The sequence below is a fragment of the Roseovarius sp. CAU 1744 genome, from assembly GCF_039839345.1.
Classification (GTDB): Bacteria; Pseudomonadota; Alphaproteobacteria; order Rhodobacterales; family Rhodobacteraceae; genus Roseovarius.
Genome location: NZ_JBDOQV010000002.1, coordinates 502,883 through 520,240 on the forward strand (window position 1 = coordinate 502,883; position 17,358 = coordinate 520,240).

At 63.2% G+C, this 17,358-nt stretch carries 15 protein-coding genes; 6 read left to right on the top strand and 9 right to left on the bottom strand.

Annotated features, from left to right (window positions below; translation table 11 throughout):
- The first annotated feature begins 187 nt into the window (after positions 1–187).
- The 5 genes from AAFO92_RS06350 (at position 188) to sucD (ending at position 5,961) form a co-directional block, all read left to right on the top strand.
- Positions 188–1,360 (top strand): aminotransferase class V-fold PLP-dependent enzyme, encoded by a 1,173-nt coding sequence (locus AAFO92_RS06350; RefSeq protein WP_347533826.1) that lies wholly within the window; start codon positions 188–190, stop codon positions 1,358–1,360.
- Between the two features lie 10 nt (positions 1,361–1,370).
- On the top strand, positions 1,371–2,345 hold the full coding sequence (locus tag AAFO92_RS06355) for a D-glycerate dehydrogenase (RefSeq protein WP_347533827.1): 975 nt from the start codon (positions 1,371–1,373) through the stop codon (positions 2,343–2,345).
- Between the two features lie 590 nt (positions 2,346–2,935).
- On the top strand, positions 2,936–3,877 hold the full coding sequence (locus AAFO92_RS06360; RefSeq protein WP_347533828.1) for a CoA ester lyase: 942 nt from the start codon (positions 2,936–2,938) through the stop codon (positions 3,875–3,877).
- Positions 3,878–3,889: 12 nt separating this feature from the next.
- Positions 3,890–5,080 (top strand): malate--CoA ligase subunit beta, encoded by a 1,191-nt coding sequence (locus AAFO92_RS06365; RefSeq protein ID WP_347533829.1) that lies wholly within the window; start codon positions 3,890–3,892, stop codon positions 5,078–5,080.
- Positions 5,080–5,961, top strand: coding sequence for a succinate--CoA ligase subunit alpha (gene sucD / locus AAFO92_RS06370; RefSeq protein ID WP_347533831.1), 882 nt, complete (start codon positions 5,080–5,082; stop codon positions 5,959–5,961). Before AAFO92_RS06365 ends, sucD begins: the two co-directional genes overlap by 1 nt.
- 108 nt (positions 5,962–6,069) lie before the next feature.
- On the opposite strand, the gene AAFO92_RS06375 is transcribed toward sucD, so the two are convergent.
- From AAFO92_RS06375 to AAFO92_RS06390, 4 genes are all read right to left on the bottom strand, one after another.
- A complete protein-coding gene (locus AAFO92_RS06375; protein ID WP_347533832.1) occupies positions 6,070–7,713 on the bottom strand; it encodes an FAD-binding dehydrogenase in 1,644 nt (547 codons plus the stop codon).
- A gap of 68 nt (positions 7,714–7,781) precedes the next feature.
- Positions 7,782–9,209 (bottom strand): cell envelope integrity protein CreD, encoded by a 1,428-nt coding sequence (creD, locus tag AAFO92_RS06380; RefSeq protein ID WP_347533834.1) that lies wholly within the window; start codon positions 9,207–9,209, stop codon positions 7,782–7,784.
- 278 nt (positions 9,210–9,487) lie between these two features.
- Positions 9,488–9,682, bottom strand: a complete 195-nt coding sequence (locus tag AAFO92_RS06385; RefSeq protein ID WP_347533836.1) for a hypothetical protein — start codon at positions 9,680–9,682, stop codon at positions 9,488–9,490.
- A gap of 31 nt (positions 9,683–9,713) precedes the next feature.
- Positions 9,714–9,893: a hypothetical protein gene (locus tag AAFO92_RS06390; protein ID WP_347533837.1), complete on the bottom strand. Its 180-nt coding sequence runs from the start codon at positions 9,891–9,893 to the stop codon at positions 9,714–9,716.
- Between the two features lie 512 nt (positions 9,894–10,405).
- Between AAFO92_RS06390 and AAFO92_RS06395 the strand changes: the two genes are divergently transcribed.
- The gene (locus tag AAFO92_RS06395) at positions 10,406–11,284 is read left to right on the top strand and encodes an EamA family transporter (RefSeq protein WP_347533839.1); all 879 of its coding nucleotides are present in this window, start codon (positions 10,406–10,408) and stop codon (positions 11,282–11,284) included.
- A 14-nt stretch (positions 11,285–11,298) separates the two neighbouring features.
- Here the strand turns inward: AAFO92_RS06395 and AAFO92_RS06400 are convergent, their stop codons facing one another.
- From AAFO92_RS06400 to AAFO92_RS06420, 5 genes are all read right to left on the bottom strand, one after another.
- The gene (locus AAFO92_RS06400) at positions 11,299–12,465 is read right to left on the bottom strand and encodes an exo-alpha-sialidase (protein WP_347533840.1); all 1,167 of its coding nucleotides are present in this window, start codon (positions 12,463–12,465) and stop codon (positions 11,299–11,301) included.
- Positions 12,466–12,726: 261 nt separating this feature from the next.
- The gene (gene glnT / locus AAFO92_RS06405; RefSeq protein WP_347533842.1) at positions 12,727–14,061 is read right to left on the bottom strand and encodes a type III glutamate--ammonia ligase; all 1,335 of its coding nucleotides are present in this window, start codon (positions 14,059–14,061) and stop codon (positions 12,727–12,729) included.
- Positions 14,062–14,123: 62 nt separating this feature from the next.
- On the bottom strand, positions 14,124–15,461 hold the full coding sequence (locus tag AAFO92_RS06410; protein WP_347533844.1) for an FMN-binding glutamate synthase family protein: 1,338 nt from the start codon (positions 15,459–15,461) through the stop codon (positions 14,124–14,126).
- A gap of 12 nt (positions 15,462–15,473) precedes the next feature.
- On the bottom strand, positions 15,474–16,157 hold the full coding sequence (locus tag AAFO92_RS06415; protein ID WP_347533846.1) for a protein GlxC: 684 nt from the start codon (positions 16,155–16,157) through the stop codon (positions 15,474–15,476).
- Position 16,158: 1 nt separating this feature from the next.
- Positions 16,159–17,055, bottom strand: a complete 897-nt coding sequence (locus tag AAFO92_RS06420; RefSeq protein WP_347533847.1) for a glutamine amidotransferase family protein — start codon at positions 17,053–17,055, stop codon at positions 16,159–16,161.
- Between the last annotated feature and the right edge of the window lie 303 nt (positions 17,056–17,358).

Below are 17,358 nucleotides of genomic sequence, written 5' to 3' on the forward strand. Positions count from 1 at the left end.
ATCCAAAAGAAAAATCGGTATGCAGAAGTATGCTGTGCCTGGGCCGGCTCATGGCGCTTTCCCCGGGCGGGTAGTGCGCCCTACCCGTTCGTTGGCCGGATCACGCCACGGTTAACCACCCCCATCTGACCGGGCGTATGAAATGCGCGAAACCTGCCGATACTACTCAAAACTCAGGAGACACCCCATGTACGGCAACACTCACCTTTTCATTCCCGGCCCGACCAATGTGCCCGAACCCGTCCGCCAGGCGATGAACATCCCGATGGAGGATATGCGAGCCCCGGATTTCGGCGCCTTCACCAAGCCGTTGCTGGCCGATCTGAAAAAGGTGTACCGGACCGAAACCGGCACCGTCTTCCTCTATCCCTCCTCGGGCACCGGCATGTGGGAAACCGCAATCACCAACACGCTGAACACGGGCGACCGGGTGCTGATGTCGCGCTTCGGGCAGTTCTCGCTTCTGTGGGTCGACATGGCTGAACGCCTGGGGCTGGATGTGGACCTCTGCGAGGTGGAATGGGGCAAAGGTGTGCCGGTCGAGCAATATGCCGAGAAGCTTGCCGCCGACAAGGAACACCGGATCAAGGCGGTCTTTGCCACCCAGAACGAAACCGCGACCGGCGTGAAATCGGACATTGCCGCCGTGCGCAAGGCGCTGGACGATGCCAACCACCCCGCGCTGCTTTTCGTCGATGGCGTCAGCTCCATCGGTTCGGTCGAGTTCGAGATGGAGAAATGGGGTGTCGACTGCGCCGTATCCGGCTCGCAGAAGGGCTTCATGCTGCCCGCCGGTCTGGGCATCCTGGGCGTCAGCCAGAAGGCGCTGGACATGCGGGAAAACGCCAAGATGCCGCGCTGTTACTTCGACCTGCAGGACATGCTGAACCTGAACGGCGACGGGTATTTTCCCTATACCCCCGCCACCCAGCTCTTCCGCGGCCTGCGCGTGTCGCTCGACATGCTTCTGGAAGCGGGCATGGAAAACGTGTGGAAACGCCAGTCCTGGCTGGCAGCGGGCGTTCACAAGGCCGTGGCCGCCTGGGATGGCTGCGAGCTGGTGGCGCGCGGCCCGGAATGGGCCTCGGACACGGTGTCGGCCATCTATGCGCCCGACGGTGTCGATGCGCGTGACGTGATCTCGGGCGCCTACAGCAAATACAGCACCTCGCTTGGCACCGGCCTCAATAAACTGATGGGCAAGGCCTTTCGGATCGGGCATCTTGGGTCACTGAACCCGGTGATGCTCTGCGGGGCGATCTCGGCTGCGGAAATGGCCCTGCGCGATGCAGGGGCCAGGATCGAGCCCGGCTCAGGCGTGGCTGCCGCGCAGGAACATTACCGCGAACATGCCAGCTAAGGAGGGCCCCATGAGCACACCCAAGATCCTTGTCACCCGCCGCTGGCCGCAAGAAACGCTGAACCGTGTGGCGACGCTGGGCGATGTCACTTTCCGCGACCCCGATACCACCATGAGCCATGACGAGTTCATGGCGGCGGCCACGGAATACGATGTGATCATGCCCACGGTGTCGGACAAGATCCCGGCAGAGTTCTACCCCGCGGCCAAGGGCAAGGTGAAGATCCTTGCCAGCTACGGCGTCGGCTACAACCATATCGACGTGGACGCGGCGCGCGCCAATAACATCGCCGTGACCAACACGCCCGACGTGCTGACCGACTGCACCGCCGACCTGGCGATGGGCTTGCTGCTGGCGGCCGCGCGCCGCATCGGCGAGGGTGAACGCGAAACCCGCGCCGGACAGTGGGAGGGCTGGCGCCCGACCCACATGATCGGCAAGAAGGTCTCGGGCGCGACGCTGGGGATCGTCGGCTTCGGCCGGATCGGTCAGGCGATGGCAAAACGGGCGCATTTCGGATTTGGCATGAAGATCGTGTTCCAGGATGCCTGGGACGTGCCCGAAGACATCAAGGCGGCAGCCGGCAATGCCACGCAACTTGGCAGTATCCAAGAGGTTGCCGCACAATCCGACTTCCTGTCGCTGCACTGTCCCGGCGGGGCCGACACCTACAAGCTGATCAATGCCGAGGTATTCGGGGCGATGAAACCGGGCTGCGTGCTGGTCAACTCGGCCCGCGGCGACGTGGTGGACGAGGACGCGCTCTTTGACGCGCTCGACAAGGGCACGCTGACCGCCGCCGGACTGGATGTCTACATGGGGGAACCGGCGCTTGATCCGCGTTTCCTGAAATACGAGAACGTGGTTCTGGCCCCGCATCTGGGCAGCGCCACCGACGGCACCCGCAACGCCATGGGCCACCGCGCCATCGACAATCTCGAGGCGTTCCTGGCCGGTGAAAAACCGCGCGACCTGGTCAGCTGATCTTTACGTTCCCTTTACCAGGAATACGCGATGATCGGGCCATGCAGATTTGCAATGGCCCGGTTACAGCTGAATCCTGGATGCGCGACCTCTTCAGTTCGAAAGCCGCGCGAGACGGGCGTGTGATCCGGCGAAACCTCCGCGATATCGACCGATATGTCGGGCGCCAACGCTTCGTGGCTGAACTGAAAAGGCGCGGCTACCCGGCGGTGGAAAATGCCGGGCAACTCGTCATCTTTTGCAATCAGGAACCCATCCGGCGAATCACGTAACCGTTTTCTTCGCAGAAAACGGACCGGAAAATTGCAATTTTCCGCACCGGAATTTTCGAAAATTCCGGTTTCTCCGAACCAAGTTTCCTATCGTAAACACCTGGATTCTTTACAGGACTTTGTCAGGCTTTCCTGTGTTCAATCGCATTCAGAACACCCGTAGCGGGTAGTCCCGCCCTACCCGTTCGGTCCGCGACACCAACCCCAAGCACGCATTCTTACCCGGGGGAAAGTGTCTTTGATCGGCGATCTTCGCGACCATTGGTGCAACCCAAGGAACGCAATACCGCGTGTCCGGCTGGCATAAGGAACGACTGCATGAGCTACACGCTGCACCCTCTCAAGAAGCAACGGCTGCAACGATCGGAACTGGCGGTGCCCGGCTCCAACCCCTCGATGATCGAAAAGGCCGCCGACTCGGACGTGGATTACATCTTCCTCGATCTCGAAGACGCGGTCGCACCGCCGGACAAGGTTCAGGCGCGGGCCAATATCATTCAGGCGCTCAACGATATCGACTGGAAAGCCAAGGGCAAGACCATGTCGATCCGCATCAACGGGCTGGACACCCATTACATGTACCGCGACGTGGTCGAGATCATCGAACAGGCCGGGCAGCATGTCGATACGATCCTGGTACCCAAGGTCGGGGTTCCGGGTGATCTCTATACGGTCGAAACCATGGTCAGCCAGATCGAAGAGGCGATGGGCTTCACCCACAAGATCGGGCTTGAAGCGCTGATCGAAACCGCGCTTGGCATGGCCAATGTCGAAGCGATTGCCGCCACCCCCGGCCGGCTCGAGGCGCTGCATTTCGGGGTTGCCGACTATGCCGCGTCGAACCGGGCCCGCACCGTGGTGATCGGCGGGCTAAATCCCGACTATCCGGGCGACCAGTGGCATTTCGCGCTCAGCCGCATGACCGTTGCCTGCCGCGCCTATGGGCTGCGCGCCATTGACGGGCCGTTCGGCGATTTCAGCGATCCCGACAGCTACGTCCTGTCGGCCAAACGCGCCGCCGCGCTTGGGATCGAGGGCAAATGGGCCATCCACCCCAGCCAGATCGAACTGGCCAACCAGGTGTTTTCGCCGCCCGAGGCGGAAGTGACCCGCGCGCGGCGCATCATCGAGGAACTGCGCAAGGCCGAGGCCGAGGGCAAGGGCGCCGCCAGCCTTGACGGCAAGATGATCGACGCCGCCAGCGAGCGGATGGCCAACAACGTGATTTCGGTCGCCGACGCGATCGAAGCCAAAGGGTGAGGAGGCCCGCAAATGGACATTCATGAATATCAGGCCAAGGAGCTTCTCAAGAAGTTCGGCGTGAACGTACCGCGGGGCGGCATCGCCTACAGCCCCGAACAGGCGGTTTACCGCGCGCAGGAGCTGTCGGGCGACAAATGCGTGGTCAAGGCGCAGATCCATTCCGGCGCCCGCGGCAAGGCGGGTGGGGTGCGGGTATGTTCTTCTGATGACGAGATCTCGGATGCTGCCGGCTGGATGCTGGGCCGCAAGCTGGTGACCCACCAGACCGGCCCGCAGGGCAAGCTGGTCAACCGGCTCTATATCGAAGAGGCGACCGACATCGCACAGGAGCTGTACCTGGGTTTCGTCATGGACCGTACCGAGGAGCGTGTCGTGGTCGTGGCCTCGGCGCAGGGCGGCATGGAGATCGAGGAGATTTCCGCCAATGAGCCGGATTCGATCATCCGCTCGGTGGTGGATCCGGCCGTGGGGATGCAGGCCTTCCAGGCGCGCGAGATCGCCTTCTCGCTGGGGCTGGATGCGGCGCTGATCCCGCAGGCGGTCAAGGCCATCATCGGCTGCTACCGCGCCATGGACGAGCTTGACGCCACCATGGTCGAGGTCAACCCGATGGTGGTGACCGGCAGCGGCGAGATCGTGGCGCTCGACGCCAAGCTCAGTTTTGACGAAAACGCCCTGTTCCGCCGCCCCGAGATTTCCGAGTTGCGCGACAAGAGCCAGGAAGACCCGCGCGAAACCTATGCCAACGATCGCGGGCTCAACTATATCGGGCTCGAGGGCAAGATCGGCTGCATCGTCAACGGCGCGGGTCTGGCGATGGCCACGCTTGACATGATCAAGATGGCCGGCGGCGAGCCCGCGAACTTTCTCGACGTGGGCGGCGGCGCCAGCCCGGAACGGGTTCTGATGTCCTTCAAGGCAGTGCTGAACGACCCCAATGTCGAGGCGATCCTGGTGAACATCTTCGCCGGTATCAACCGCTGTGACTGGATCGCCGAAGGCGTCGTGCGCGCCGTTCAGGAGCTTGACCTGAAAATGCCGCTGGTGGTGCGGCTCAGCGGCACAAATGTCGAAGAGGGTCAGAAGATCCTCAACGAAAGTGGGCTGAGCATCACCACCGCAAATACCCTGGCCGAGGCCGCCGAGAAGGTCGTCGCCCAGTGGAAAACAGCCGAAGCCAAGGAAATGGAGACCGCGTGATGGCCATTCTGATCGACAAGGATACCAAGGTTCTGGTGATGGGCATCACCGGCCGGATCGGCAGCTTCCATGCCCAGGACATGATCAACCACGGCACCAAAGTCGTGGGCGGCGTGACCCCCGGCAAGGGCGGCACGACCCATCACGGGCTGCCTGTTTTCAACACCGTCAAGGGCGCGGTGGCCGAAACCGGCGCGACGCTGGCCATCTGCTTTGTCCCCCCGCCCTTCGCGGCGGATGCGATCATGGAGGCGGCGGATGCCGGCATCAAGACCTGCGTCTGCATCGCCGACGGCATCCCGGCGCAGGACATGATCCGCGTCAAACGCTACATGCGCCGCTACAAGTCAGAGAAGCGGATGCGCCTGATCGGCCCCAACTGCGCCGGTATCATCACCCCCGGTCAGGCCTTCGCGGGCCTCATGCCGCCGCATATCTACGCGCCGGGCCGCATTGGCATCATTGGCCGCTCGGGCACGCTGGGATACGAGGCCGCAAGCCAGATGAAGGAAAAGGGCATCGGTGTCTCCTCTTCCATCGGCATCGGCGGCGACCCGATCAACGGATCAAGCTTCCGCGACATCCTCGAACTGTTCGAGAATGACCCGGATACCGATGCCGTGGTGCTGGTCGGTGAAATCGGCGGCCCGCAAGAGGCCGAGGCGGCGGAATATATCCGCGATCACATGAAGAAACCGGTCGCGGCCTACATCGCGGGTCTGTCGGCGCCCAAGGGCCGCCGGATGGGCCATGCCGGCGCCATCGTTTCGGCCTTTGGCGAATCCGCCCAGGAGAAGGTCGAGATACTGAAAGAGGCAGGCGTCACCATCGTCCCCACCCCGTCCTCGTTCGGCGAGGTCGTGGAAAAGATGATCGCCTGACCCGCCCCCGACGCGGTCCCGCCCCTCCCCGGGACCGCGTCACCAAGCGGCAGACAGACAGGTTGCAGTTTGCAACAGCGTCAAGGCCATCCCGCAGCCGATCAGGGTTCATGCGTTCTGCCCCGCCTTGATTCCGGAAAAGATACAGCCGCCCAGGAACGTACCTTCGAGCGCGTTATAGCCGTGATAGCCGCCGCCGCCGAAGCCGGCAACCTCGCCTGCCGCGTAGAGCCCGTCAAACACCGTGCCATCGGGGCGGAGCACCTGTGAATTCAGATCGGTATGCAACCCGCCAAGTGACTTGCGGGTCAGGATATTTAGGTGCACGGCAATCAGCGGACCGTTGGCCGGATCGAGGATCGCGTGCGGCCGCGCAGTGCGGATGAGCTTGTCGCCCAGATAGGTGCGGGCGTGATGGATGGCGTCGATCTGGGCATCGCCGGCACCTGACCCATTCAGCGCGGCATCGCGGGCGGCAATCTGGCTTCTGACGTGTTCCGGGTCCAGCGGTGCATCGGGGGTCAGGCGATTCATGCCGGCAACCAGCGTTGCCAGATCACCGGCCACGACGAAATCGGCACCCTTTTCCTTGAAGGCCTCGACCGCGCCCGTGGCCCCCTTGCCCAGCCGTTCGCGCAACACGTTCAGCCATTTGCCCGAGGTCAGGTCAGGATTCTGCTCGCTGCCCGAAAGCGCGAATTCCTTTTCGATGATCTTCTGCGTCAGGATGAACCAGCTGTGCTGGTGGCCGGTGGACAGAATGCGCTTGAGCGTCGAGAGCGTATCGAAACCCGGCAGGCAGGGCGGCTCCATCCGGTTGCCATCGGCATCCAGCCAGATCGACGACGGCCCCGGCAGGATACGGATACCGTGATTGGGCCAGATCGGATCCCAGTTTCGGATGCCTTCGCAATAATGCCACATGCGATCTTCGTTGATCGCCCCCGCACCGGCGGATTTGGCCACCGCCTGCATCTGGCCATCGACGTAATCGGGCACACCCGACACCATGCGCGTGGGCGGTGCGCCCAGCCGGTCGCGGGGCCAGAGGGCACGGACAGCATCGTGATCGCCGCCAATGCCACCGGAGGCAATGACGATACTGTCGGCTTCGAACAGGAATTCACCGATCACGTCCCGGTTGGTCGAGGCGCCGCGCCGGGCCGGATCTTCGGCCAGCACCTGCCCCGAGACACCGGTGGCCCGGCCGTCCGACATCTCGATCCGCGTCACGCGATGGCGGAACGCATGGCGTAAGAGGCCGATGTCGATCGCGGCGTCGGCCTGTCTGACAAACGGGGCGACAATGCCTTCGCCCGTGCCCCAGGTGATGTGGAACCGCGGCACGGAATTGCCGTGGCCCCGCGCCGCGGGGCCGCCCCGCTCGGCCCAGCCGACGACGGGAAACCAGCGCATGCCGATTTCCCGCAGATAGCGGCGCATGGGGCCACTGGCAAATTCCAGGTAGGCGTCGGCCCATTTGCGGGGCATGTCATCTTCGGGGCGGTCGAATTGTGCGCTTCCCAGCCAGTCCCGCCGCGCCAGTTCGGTGCTGTCGCGGATACCCAGGCGGCGCTGTTCGGGCGTGTTGACCATGAAAAGACCGCCCAGCGACCAAAAGGCCTGTCCGCCCAGCGATTGCGGCCCCTCCTGATCGATCAGGATCACCTTGCGCCCGCGATTTGTGGCCTCATGCGCGGCAACAAGTCCAGCCAGTCCGCCCCCGACAATAATTACATCGGCCTTAATCATGGCCCGCTCCCCAACACAACTGACCCCAGCCTAGCAAAAGGCTGGGGTCTTTGGACAGAAAAGAATCCTTATACGTGTGTTGGGGTGTCCTCGGGTACCGTCGGTGGCGGGCGGCGGAACCACCCGCGGCCGGATTTCCCGCGCTGCTCGCCATACCAGTTTTCGTTGCGGGTGGCGTACATCGTGCCGGCGACCGCCGCGAATGCCAGAACCGATCCGGCCAGAAGCGCGTAATCCGCGCTGCGCAGGATCAGGTAGAGCACCGCGTAGAGCAGCGTCAGCAGAAGGCACAGCACGATGGTGCGACGGCCAAGCGCCAACGCGGTGGCGCCATAGGCGGTCACCAGCGCAACCGTTGCCGCCCCCGAAACCAGGTAGGCCGCGCCAAAACCCAACTGTTCGGCCAGCGCCAGCATCAGCAGGAAAAACGTCGACTGGGCCAGACCCACCAGCAGGTATTGTACCGGGTGCGTCGGGCGCTTGGCCTGCCCTTCGATCAGAAAGATCGTCAGAAAGGTGAGCGCGATGAACATCAGCCCGTAGCGCGCCGCGCGATAGGATTTCTGGTAGAAATCGTTGGGCTGGTAGAAATCCACGCCAAAGCCGGCCTCGTGCCGGGCGGTGTGTTCCTGACTGGTGCGCGATACCTGCGGCAGCGGCCGCGCCAGATGGGGGATCAGCCAGTGCGCGGTGAAGCCATCCTCGGACACCGTGTGGTCATTCGGCAGGAACGCCCCGCGAAACGAGGGATGCGCCCAATCGCTGGTCAGTGTCACATCGCTGTCGCGGCCCACGGGCGCGATCGACAGCGATTGCGCCCCGTTGAAGCCCAGGATCAGCGTGTAGCTGCTTTGCTTGCGGGGATCGCCGGTGGGCGCCCGCAACCCGCCGGTGTGACTGTCGCCCCTGGCCAGCGGCTCGATCTGAAGCGGGGTCGTATCTGCCGTCAGCTTGGTCACGCCGCGCAGGGCGCGGTTCGACGTCACCTGAAGCTGGATCTCGGCCTTGTCCCACAGGGCCACTTCCTTGCCGCGCAGCGTATCGGCAACCAGTTCCGTGGGGAAATCAAAGCTCATTTCGGCGGCGGCGGCATAGACCGGCACGGTGAAGATCCCGCGATGACGTTCCTGCGTGGTGGCGTCGATGGTTGTGGTGAACTTGCCGGGATAGAGGTAGACCGGATCGCGATTGACGGTTTTCTGTACATCCACGTGACGAAAGACCGGCTTGTCATCTTCGTCCAGTTTCTGAAGCCGGGTCACGGGATCGAGCACCCGCTGTTTCTCGCGGATGGTGACGGTTTCCTGCACCGGCACCACAAGCACCGGCCCGCTGATCACCTGCTGCCCGCCCCATTCCCGGCCGACGCTGTCGCGCGTCGACCGGTTGTAGCCGGCGCGATCATTGATGATTTCGCTGACAAACAGGATGGGAATGAACATCAGGAGGATGAGAAGGCCGACGATAATGAATCTCAGGCCGGGGGATCGTAGCATCTGTGTGTTTCCTTGCTGGTGAGTGTCCTTCATCAGTAAGAATGTGACTGTGCAGAGGATGCCGGGACGGATGCGCAGATTTTCAGCAGATCGCGGTGGGCGTGCCCGGCGGCAGCACATGTCCGGCACGTAGGATGCGCCCGTGGCTCTGACGGGCGTATCTTGTCATGGCAATGGGGATGTGCCGGGCGTTGGCAGTTGTGATCCAAGCTGCCGTGGGCGCCTGGCGTGATTGGCCATCAGGCGGCAGCGCCGCCGCCCGGGCCCGTCAAACCGGCTCAGGCCACCCGGGTTTCGGCGCGGGCAAATTTCGATGCGGTCGCACGCCGCGAGAAGAACATCACCTGCTTGTCACGGCGAATTGCGTTCTTGCGTGCCGCCGACAGAACGAACAGATTGCTTTCGCGCTGTTCCAGAACCTCCAGGGCGATGCGGCGGTTGTCACGGGCTTTTTCGAGAAGATTGGCAGACATATGCGTTTCCTTCATGTGCGGATGTAGTGGGTTAGGCGGACAGGCCGCAAGTCAGAAGAACATGTGTACTGGGTAAGATTTTCGTGGTGGCGCAGAGCGTGGATTTGCCATCCTGCCGGGCCGGCAGATCGATCACCACGGCCGGCGATGCCGGGATCGTGTGGCGTGGGCACGAATTGGTGTTTGCCGTTTTGGTTTCGGTCTTCTTCACGTTACCCTCCGGGTGAATCCGATAGTGCCGCTGGCCTATGGGATCAGGTTGTTGGGGGTATCTCGGGCATGGCGCGTTTGTCGGCGTCAAAGATATTCCTCGATACCCTTATCGGGATTGGAAAAACCAAGAACACTCGCAAAGTCACGTTTTGCACCGGGCCGAAGCAATTACGCTTTTTATGTGGCCCGATTGAGAATGTGACCGCTAAACTTGGCTGGATTACAACGAGTTAAAGGCTTTTTAATGGCGCGGCATACAATTGCCACGATTGGGTCGGATTGTTCATGATTTGAATTAAATGCGGTCGATTTTGGGTCCTTAGCGGCGTTTCCGGGCCACTTCCGGCAAGACAGCGGCGGTACTTTTTGCCCCGGGCGCACGGCCACAACCCCCGGTAGAGGTGATTCGGCGCCGCCGGGCCGGCCCTGTTGCCAGCGGCGCGGGTTTGCGACACGCCCGCCGTCGGAGACAGGACAGACCGCGCCGACAGGCTGTGGTCGGGATTGGAAATGCCTGTTGCCACGGATATCCCGCCACGCCGTCTGACGCTGATTGATCTGGCGATGGGCGTTGGCGTGGCGCTGACCTGGGGGCTGGGCATCGTCTTTGCCAAGGCGGCGATCGCACATTTTCCGCCGATCCTGCTGATGGCGCTTCGCTTTGCGGTAACGGCACTGGTGCTGGTGTGGTTCGTGCGGATGCCGCGGGGTCAGATGGCGGCCCTGTTCTTTATCGCGCTGATTTCCGCGGCGCTGCAATACAGCCTGACATTCACCGGCCTGAAGGGGCTGGATGCGGGCGTTGCCGCGCTGATCGTGCAGCTTGAGGTTCCGTTTCTGGTCCTGGTCGGCGCGGTGTTCCTCAAGGAGAAAACCGGCTGGCGCAAATGGGCGGGGATCGCGCTGGCCTTCTTCGGGGTCTACCAGATCGCCGGAGAGCCGCGGATCTCGGCGGCGCTTGGCTCGGTTCTTCTGGTCGTCGCGGGCGCGTTCGTCTGGGCCGTGGGCCAGGCGATGATCCGGCGGCTCAGGGATATTGACGGGCTGACGGTCACGGCCTGGGTCGCGGTGATGGCGGCGCCGCAACTTCTTGCGGTATCGCTTGTGGTCGAAACCGGGCACTGGCAGGCGATCCAGAGCGCGGGATGGGTGGTCTGGGCGACGGTTCTCTACCTCGGGCTGGTCATGACCGCACTGGGATACGGGCTGTGGTACACGCTCATTCGCCGCAACCCGGTCAGCCGGGTGGCGCCGTTCCTATTGCTGCTGCCGGTGTTCGCCGTTCTGGGCGGGGCCGTTTTCCTGGGCGAGGTGATGAGCGCCGGCACCATGCTGGGCGGTGCGCTTGTCATTGCCGGTGTCGGGATCATCCTGACTGACAGAACCTAACGGCCGGGCACAGGCTAGCCGGCCGCTTCGGGCGATTGCAGGGTCTCGACCGACAGAACGGTGGGCAGGTGCCGGGCGACCTCGGTCCAGTGTTCGCCTTCGTCGCTGCTGACGAAGACCGAGCCCGTATTGGTGCCGAAGTAGATGCCGGCGGGATCGGATGAATCTGTCGCCATCGCCTGCCGCAGCACGGTGAAGAAGCAGTTCTCCTGGGGCAACCCGCTGCGGCGGGCGGCCCAGTTTTCACCGCCATCGGTCGATTTCCAGACCGCCGCCGAGCCCTCGGGCGGGTAACGCCCGCCGCTGTCGGAATTGAGCGGCAGCACCCAGAGCGTCCGAGGATCGCGCGGATGCACCGCGATGGGAAACCCGAAACTCGATGGCAGTCCCGCGGTTATGTCTTCCCAGCTGCGCCCGCCATCGGGGCTGCGCCAGGTGCCGTGGTGGTTCTGCTGGTAGAGCAGATCACCATCTCCTGCCCGGACCATGTTGTGCACGCAATGACCGGTTTCACCGTCCCGGGGCGCGGCGGGATGATCATGCTTTGGGCAGGCATCGGCATTGGACAGGCGGTTGCGGCGTTCCCAGGATGCGCCGCCATCCTCGGTTGCGAACACCCCGGCGGCGGAAATACCGATCCAGAGCTTGTCTGGCGCCGCAGGTGTGCTGACGATGGTATGCAGCACCAGCCCGGCTGCACCGGGGTTCCAGCTGTCGCGCGAAGGGTGGTTGCTGAGACCCTCGATGCGCTGCCAGGACTGCCCCCGGTCATGGCTGGCAAAAAGCGTCGCCGGCTTTGCGCCGGCATAGAGCGTGCCGTGCGAATGGTGCAGCGACCAGAGGGTTTCGATCTCGCCGGTGAAGGGCGCGTCCGACGGCTCCCACCCGAACATCTCGGCCAGTTCCGGGTCGTTCGCGGCCCATTCATCCAGCTGCCCGTTGGCAAGCTTGGACAGCGCCCAGCTGTCGCCGCCATCGGTCGAACACCAGACACCCGCGCCGTGCCACTCACCGCCGCCCGCCGCCCAGAGCGTGCCGGTGGCCGGGTCGCCGATCACGTGGTTGATGGGCCAACCATCGCAAAGCGGACCCTTGATTTCCCAATGTTCGCGCCCGTCGCGGGCGGTGAGCAGAAACGCACCCTTGGTGGTGCCGACAAGAATGGTGGTTGATCTGGTCATCGCAAAGGCCCCTCCATCGCGAAAACCTAACATGGCCGACGACATCAGCCTAGCGCCTCAGCGACATCCCGCTTCGGGCTCTTATCGGCCATCGCATCCGTGGTGCGGCAACACCGGCGAAGCCCGCCGCACTTCGCCGATCCGTGGGGGCGGATTGACACCGCGCGGCGTGTCTTCTGCGGGGGTCCGCTTCGTCCGTAACACCGTCACCGCGGCAATCGCGGATCGCCCGCCCCCATTCAGGGCGACGTGCGGCCCCTCTCAGATATCCAGCGTATGTTCCTTTTCCCACTGGCTGAAATGCGTGACAAAAGATGTCCATTCCTGGTGCTTCATCTTCAGATAGGCCTTCGAGAATTCGTCGCCCATCATCTCTTTCAGCTCCTTGTCCTTGTCGTAAAGACGCAGGGCATCGAGCATGTTGAGCGGCAGTTTCGGCGCGCCGCGTACCTTGTGGCCCTCGGCATACATGTCGATATCATAGCGTTTGCCCGGATCGGCCTTGTGGCGGATACCGCTTAGCCCGGCGGCGATGATCACCGCCTGCAGCAGGTACGGGTTCACCGCCCCGTCCGGCAGGCGCAGCTCGAACCGGCCCGGCCCCGGCACGCGCACCATGTGGGTGCGGTTATTGCCGGTCCAGGTGACCGTGTTCGGCGCCCATGTGGCCCCCGACATGGTGCGCGGAGCGTTGATCCGCTTGTAGGAATTCACCGTCGGGTTGGTGATCGCCGCCAGGGCGCTTGCGTGTTTCATGATCCCGCCCAGGAAATGCGCGCCCTGATCGGAAAGCCCCAGCTCGGCGGTCTGGCTGCCGCCCGTGGACTTGGTGGCAAAGACGTTCTTCTTGGCCTTGTCGCCCGGTGCGTCCCAGACCGAGATATGCGCATGGCACCCGTTACCGGTCAGCCCTTCGACGGGTTTGGGCATGAAGGTCGCGCGGAACCCGTGCTTTTCCGCCACCGATTTGGTCATGAACTTGAAGAAGGAGTGCTTGTCGGCGGTCCTGAGCGCGTCGTCGAATTCCCAGTTCATCTCGAACTGGCCATTGGCATCCTCGTGGTCGTTCTGATAGGGGCCCCAGCCCAGATCCAGCATGTAGTCGCAGATCTCGCGCACCACGTCATAGCGGCGCATCACCGCCTGCTGGTCATAGCACGGCTTCTCCGCGGTATCGAACTCGTCGCTCAGCGCCGATCCGTCGGGCGTCAGCAGGAAATATTCCGCCTCGATCCCGGTCTTCACGTGCATCCCCTCGCCCGCCGCCTCGTCGATCAGGCGCCGCAGCACGTTGCGCGGGGCCTGGGCCACATCCGCGCCCTCCATCACCGGGTTGGCCGCCACCCAGGCCACCTCGGGCTTCCACGGCAGCTGGATGACCGAGCTTGGGTCCGGCACCGCCAGCATGTCCGGGTGCGCCGGGGTCATGTCCAGCCAGGTGGCGAAACCGGCAAAACCCGCGCCTTCCTCCTGCATGTCGGCGATCGCCTGCGCCGGCACCAGCTTGGCGCGCTGCCCGCCAAAGAGGTCGGTGAATGAAATCATGAAATACTTGACGCCGTTTTTCTTGGCGTAGGCGGCCAGATCTTTTGCCATTATTCTTCCTTTCCCTGTTGGTATCGAAAAGGGGCGGTTTGGCCGCCCCTTGTCAACTTCTTTCAGAACCCCGTGCCCGGTTTGCCCGGCCACCAGTCGGTGCCCGAGAGCGGCACCTGCGCCATGGCGGCGGCCTCCATCGTCAGCGCCACCAGGTCCTCGGGTTCCAGGTTGTGCAGGTGGTTCTTGCCGCAGGCCCGCGCGATGGTCTGCGCCTCCAGCGTCATCACCTTGAGATAGTTGCGCAGCCTGCGCCCGCCCTCGACCGGGTCGAAACGTTTCTCAAGCTCCGGATCCTGGGTGGTGATCCCGGCCGGGTCCAGCCCCTCGTGCCAGTCGTCATAGGCGCCCGCCGTGGTGCCGAGCTTCTGGTATTCGGCCTCCCATTTCGGGTCGTTGTCGCCGATGGCGATCATCGCCGCCGTGCCGATGCTGACCGCATCCGCGCCAAGCGCCATCGCCTTGGCCACATCCGCGCCCGAACGGATGCCGCCCGACAGGATCAGCTGCACCTTGCGGTGCATGCCCAGATCCTGCAGCGCCTGCACCGCGGGGCGGATGATCGCCAGCGTCGGCTGGCCCACATGTTCGATGAACACGTCCTGCGTGGCCGCCGTGCCGCCCTGCATCCCGTCAAGCACCACAGCATCCGCGCCCGCCTTGATCGCCAGCGTCGTGTCGTAATAAGGCCGTGCGCCCGCGACCTTGACATAGATCGGCACCTTCCAGCCAGTGATCTCGCGCAGTTCCAGAATCTTGATTTCCAGGTCATCCGGCCCGGTCCAGTCCGGGTGGCGGCAGGCGCTGCGCTGGTCGATCCCCTTGGGCAGGTTGCGCATCTCGGCCACCCGGTCGGAAATCTTCTGCCCCAGCAACATCCCGCCGCCGCCGGGCTTGGCGCCCTGCCCCACGACGATCTCGATCGCGTCGGCCTTGCGCAGGTCGTCCGGGTTCATGCCGTAGCGCGACGGCAGATACTGATAGACCAGCTTGCTGGAATGGCCGCGCTCCTCGGGTGTCATGCCGCCATCGCCGGTGGTGGTGGATGTCCCCGCCGCCGACGCGCCGCGCCCAAGCGCCTCTTTCGCCGGACCGCTGAGCGCGCCAAAGCTCATGCCCGCGATGGTAATCGGTATATCCAGCTCGATCGGGTTTTCCGCGTTGAGCCCGCCGATCGTGACATTGGTGTCGCATTTCTCGCGATACCCTTCGAGCGGGTAGCGCGAGATCGACGCGCCCAGAAACAACAGGTCGTCGAAATTGGGCACGCGCCGCTTGGCCCCGCCGCCGCGGATGTCATAGATGCCGGTGGCCGCCGCCCGGCGGATGTCACTGTTGACGTCATTGGTGAAGGTCGCCGACATGCGCGGCGTGGTGTGCGGAATATCGTGATCTTTCATGGTCTCAATCCCCTAATACGCGCCGGCGTTATCAATATCGAAATTATAGAGCTTGCGGGCCGAGCCATAGCGGGTGAACTCCTCGGGTTTCGCATCCACCCCCGCCTCGGCCAGGATATCGGTCAGAAACGCGATATGTTCGGGGCGCATCTCTTTCTTCTCGCAATCTGCGCCCAGGCTCTTCACGCTGCCGCGCACAAAGAACCGCGCCTCGTAACAGCTGTCGCCCAGGGCATCGCCCGCGTCACCGCAGACCACCACATTGCCCGATTGCGCCATGAAGCCGGACATATGGCCGATATTGCCCTCGACCACGATATTGACCCCCTTCATCGAGATCCCGCAGCGGGACGAGGCATTGCCCCGCACCACGATCAGCCCGCCATGACCGGTCGCGCCCAGATACTGGCTGGCATCGCCGGAAATCTCGATCCGGCCCGACATCATGTTCTCGCCGGTGCCCGGCCCCGCCGAGCCGTCGATGCGGATCGTGGCCTGCTTGTTCATGCCGCCGCAGTAATAGCCGGTCGAACCGCGCACCGTCACCTCGATGGGCGCGTCCAGACCCACGGCGATTGCGTGGCTGCCCTTGGCATTGACCACCTCCCAGGCGGTTTCATTGGTATCCTGCGATTGTCCCTGCAGGGTCGAATTCAGGGCGCGCAGGCCCTTTTCTGCCAGGTCGAATGTCTGCATCTCAATGGTTCCAGAAATAAACGGTTGCGGGTTCGGGTTCCCAGACTTTGGCGTCCTCGATCCCCGGCAGGCTGACCAGCGCGCGATATTCGCTGCCGAAGGCCACGTATTGGTCGGTTTCAGCCATCACCGCGGGTTTGCAGGCGATCGGGTCACGCACAACCCCGAACCCGTCCTTGGTGCCGACGACGAAGGTGTAGAACCCGTCAAGGTCATCCAGCCCCGCCTCCAGTGCCTCGCCCAGGGTGCTGCCGGTCTGCATCTTCCAGGTCAGGTAGGCCGCGGCAACCTCGGTGTCGTTCAGCGTCTCCACCGTCACCCCCTCGCGCGCCAGCTTGCGCCGCAGCGAATTGTGGTTGGAAAGCGACCCGTTATGAACCAGGCACTGATCCGCCCCGGTGGAAAACGGGTGCGCGCCCAGCGTGGTGACCGCCGATTCCGTTGCCATGCGGGTATGGCCGATCCCGTGGCTGCCGGTCAGCTTGGGGATGTCGAAGCGTTTTGCTACGTCCTCGGGCAGGCCGACCTCCTTGTAGATTTCGATCACCTCGCCGGCGCTCATCACCCTGACCCCGGGGCGCAGCGTCTTGAGCGCCGCGCGCGCATCGGCCAGCTTGGCCTCGGGCAGGTCGATCACCGCATGGGTGTCGATCACCCGCACCGACAGATCGCCGCCGATGGCCGCGCCCAGATCCTTGCCCAGATCGGCGAAATCGGCGTCGGGATCAGCCGACTGGATGGTCAGCTTGGCATGCCCTTCCCGCGTATCTCCGTAAACCGCGATCCCGGCGCTGTCGGGGCCGCGATCCGTCATCGTGATCAACATCTCGGTCAGCATCTCACCGAGCTTTGGCTCCAGTGACTTATCTTTCAGAAATAGTCCGACAATCCCACACATTGGCGTCTCCATGAATCATGTCTGGAGCACCGTACAGAGTCGTTTACCGTTTTTCAACCATAAGAATTAAAGTTTCCTATTAGGAATAATTTTAAGATGGCAAAAAACGTCTTGGGTATTAAAAGCACCTACTGCTTTTGACTTCGATTTTCAGACTTTGCCCAATGACTTCTATGAGCCGATTCCGTTGAAAAACTCGTTGTATACGGCGCTCGTGCTTTGGCTATCGAATTGATTTGAAGAGGCAATCCACCGCCAGCCCGACTGGTTATCCGGCGACGGGCACCAGTGGCTTGAGCTTTG

Excerpts from the sequence above, each read along its gene's own strand:
- AAFO92_RS06350 (WP_347533826.1), top strand. The coding sequence starts at position 188 with ATGTACGGCAACACTCACCTTTTCATTCCCGGCCCGACCAATGTGCCC.
- AAFO92_RS06355 (WP_347533827.1), top strand. The coding sequence starts at position 1,371 with ATGAGCACACCCAAGATCCTTGTCACCCGCCGCTGGCCGCAAGAAACG.
- AAFO92_RS06360 (WP_347533828.1), top strand. The coding sequence starts at position 2,936 with ATGAGCTACACGCTGCACCCTCTCAAGAAGCAACGGCTGCAACGATCG.
- AAFO92_RS06365 (WP_347533829.1), top strand. The coding sequence starts at position 3,890 with ATGGACATTCATGAATATCAGGCCAAGGAGCTTCTCAAGAAGTTCGGC.
- sucD (WP_347533831.1), top strand. The coding sequence starts at position 5,080 with ATGGCCATTCTGATCGACAAGGATACCAAGGTTCTGGTGATGGGCATC.
- AAFO92_RS06375 (WP_347533832.1), bottom strand. The coding sequence starts at position 7,713 with ATGATTAAGGCCGATGTAATTATTGTCGGGGGCGGACTGGCTGGACTT.
- creD (WP_347533834.1), bottom strand. The coding sequence starts at position 9,209 with ATGCTACGATCCCCCGGCCTGAGATTCATTATCGTCGGCCTTCTCATC.
- AAFO92_RS06385 (WP_347533836.1), bottom strand. The coding sequence starts at position 9,682 with ATGTCTGCCAATCTTCTCGAAAAAGCCCGTGACAACCGCCGCATCGCC.
- AAFO92_RS06395 (WP_347533839.1), top strand. The coding sequence starts at position 10,406 with ATGCCTGTTGCCACGGATATCCCGCCACGCCGTCTGACGCTGATTGAT.
- AAFO92_RS06400 (WP_347533840.1), bottom strand. The coding sequence starts at position 12,465 with ATGACCAGATCAACCACCATTCTTGTCGGCACCACCAAGGGTGCGTTT.
- glnT (WP_347533842.1), bottom strand. The coding sequence starts at position 14,061 with ATGGCAAAAGATCTGGCCGCCTACGCCAAGAAAAACGGCGTCAAGTAT.
- AAFO92_RS06410 (WP_347533844.1), bottom strand. The coding sequence starts at position 15,461 with ATGAAAGATCACGATATTCCGCACACCACGCCGCGCATGTCGGCGACC.
- AAFO92_RS06415 (WP_347533846.1), bottom strand. The coding sequence starts at position 16,157 with ATGCAGACATTCGACCTGGCAGAAAAGGGCCTGCGCGCCCTGAATTCG.
- AAFO92_RS06420 (WP_347533847.1), bottom strand. The coding sequence starts at position 17,055 with ATGTGTGGGATTGTCGGACTATTTCTGAAAGATAAGTCACTGGAGCCA.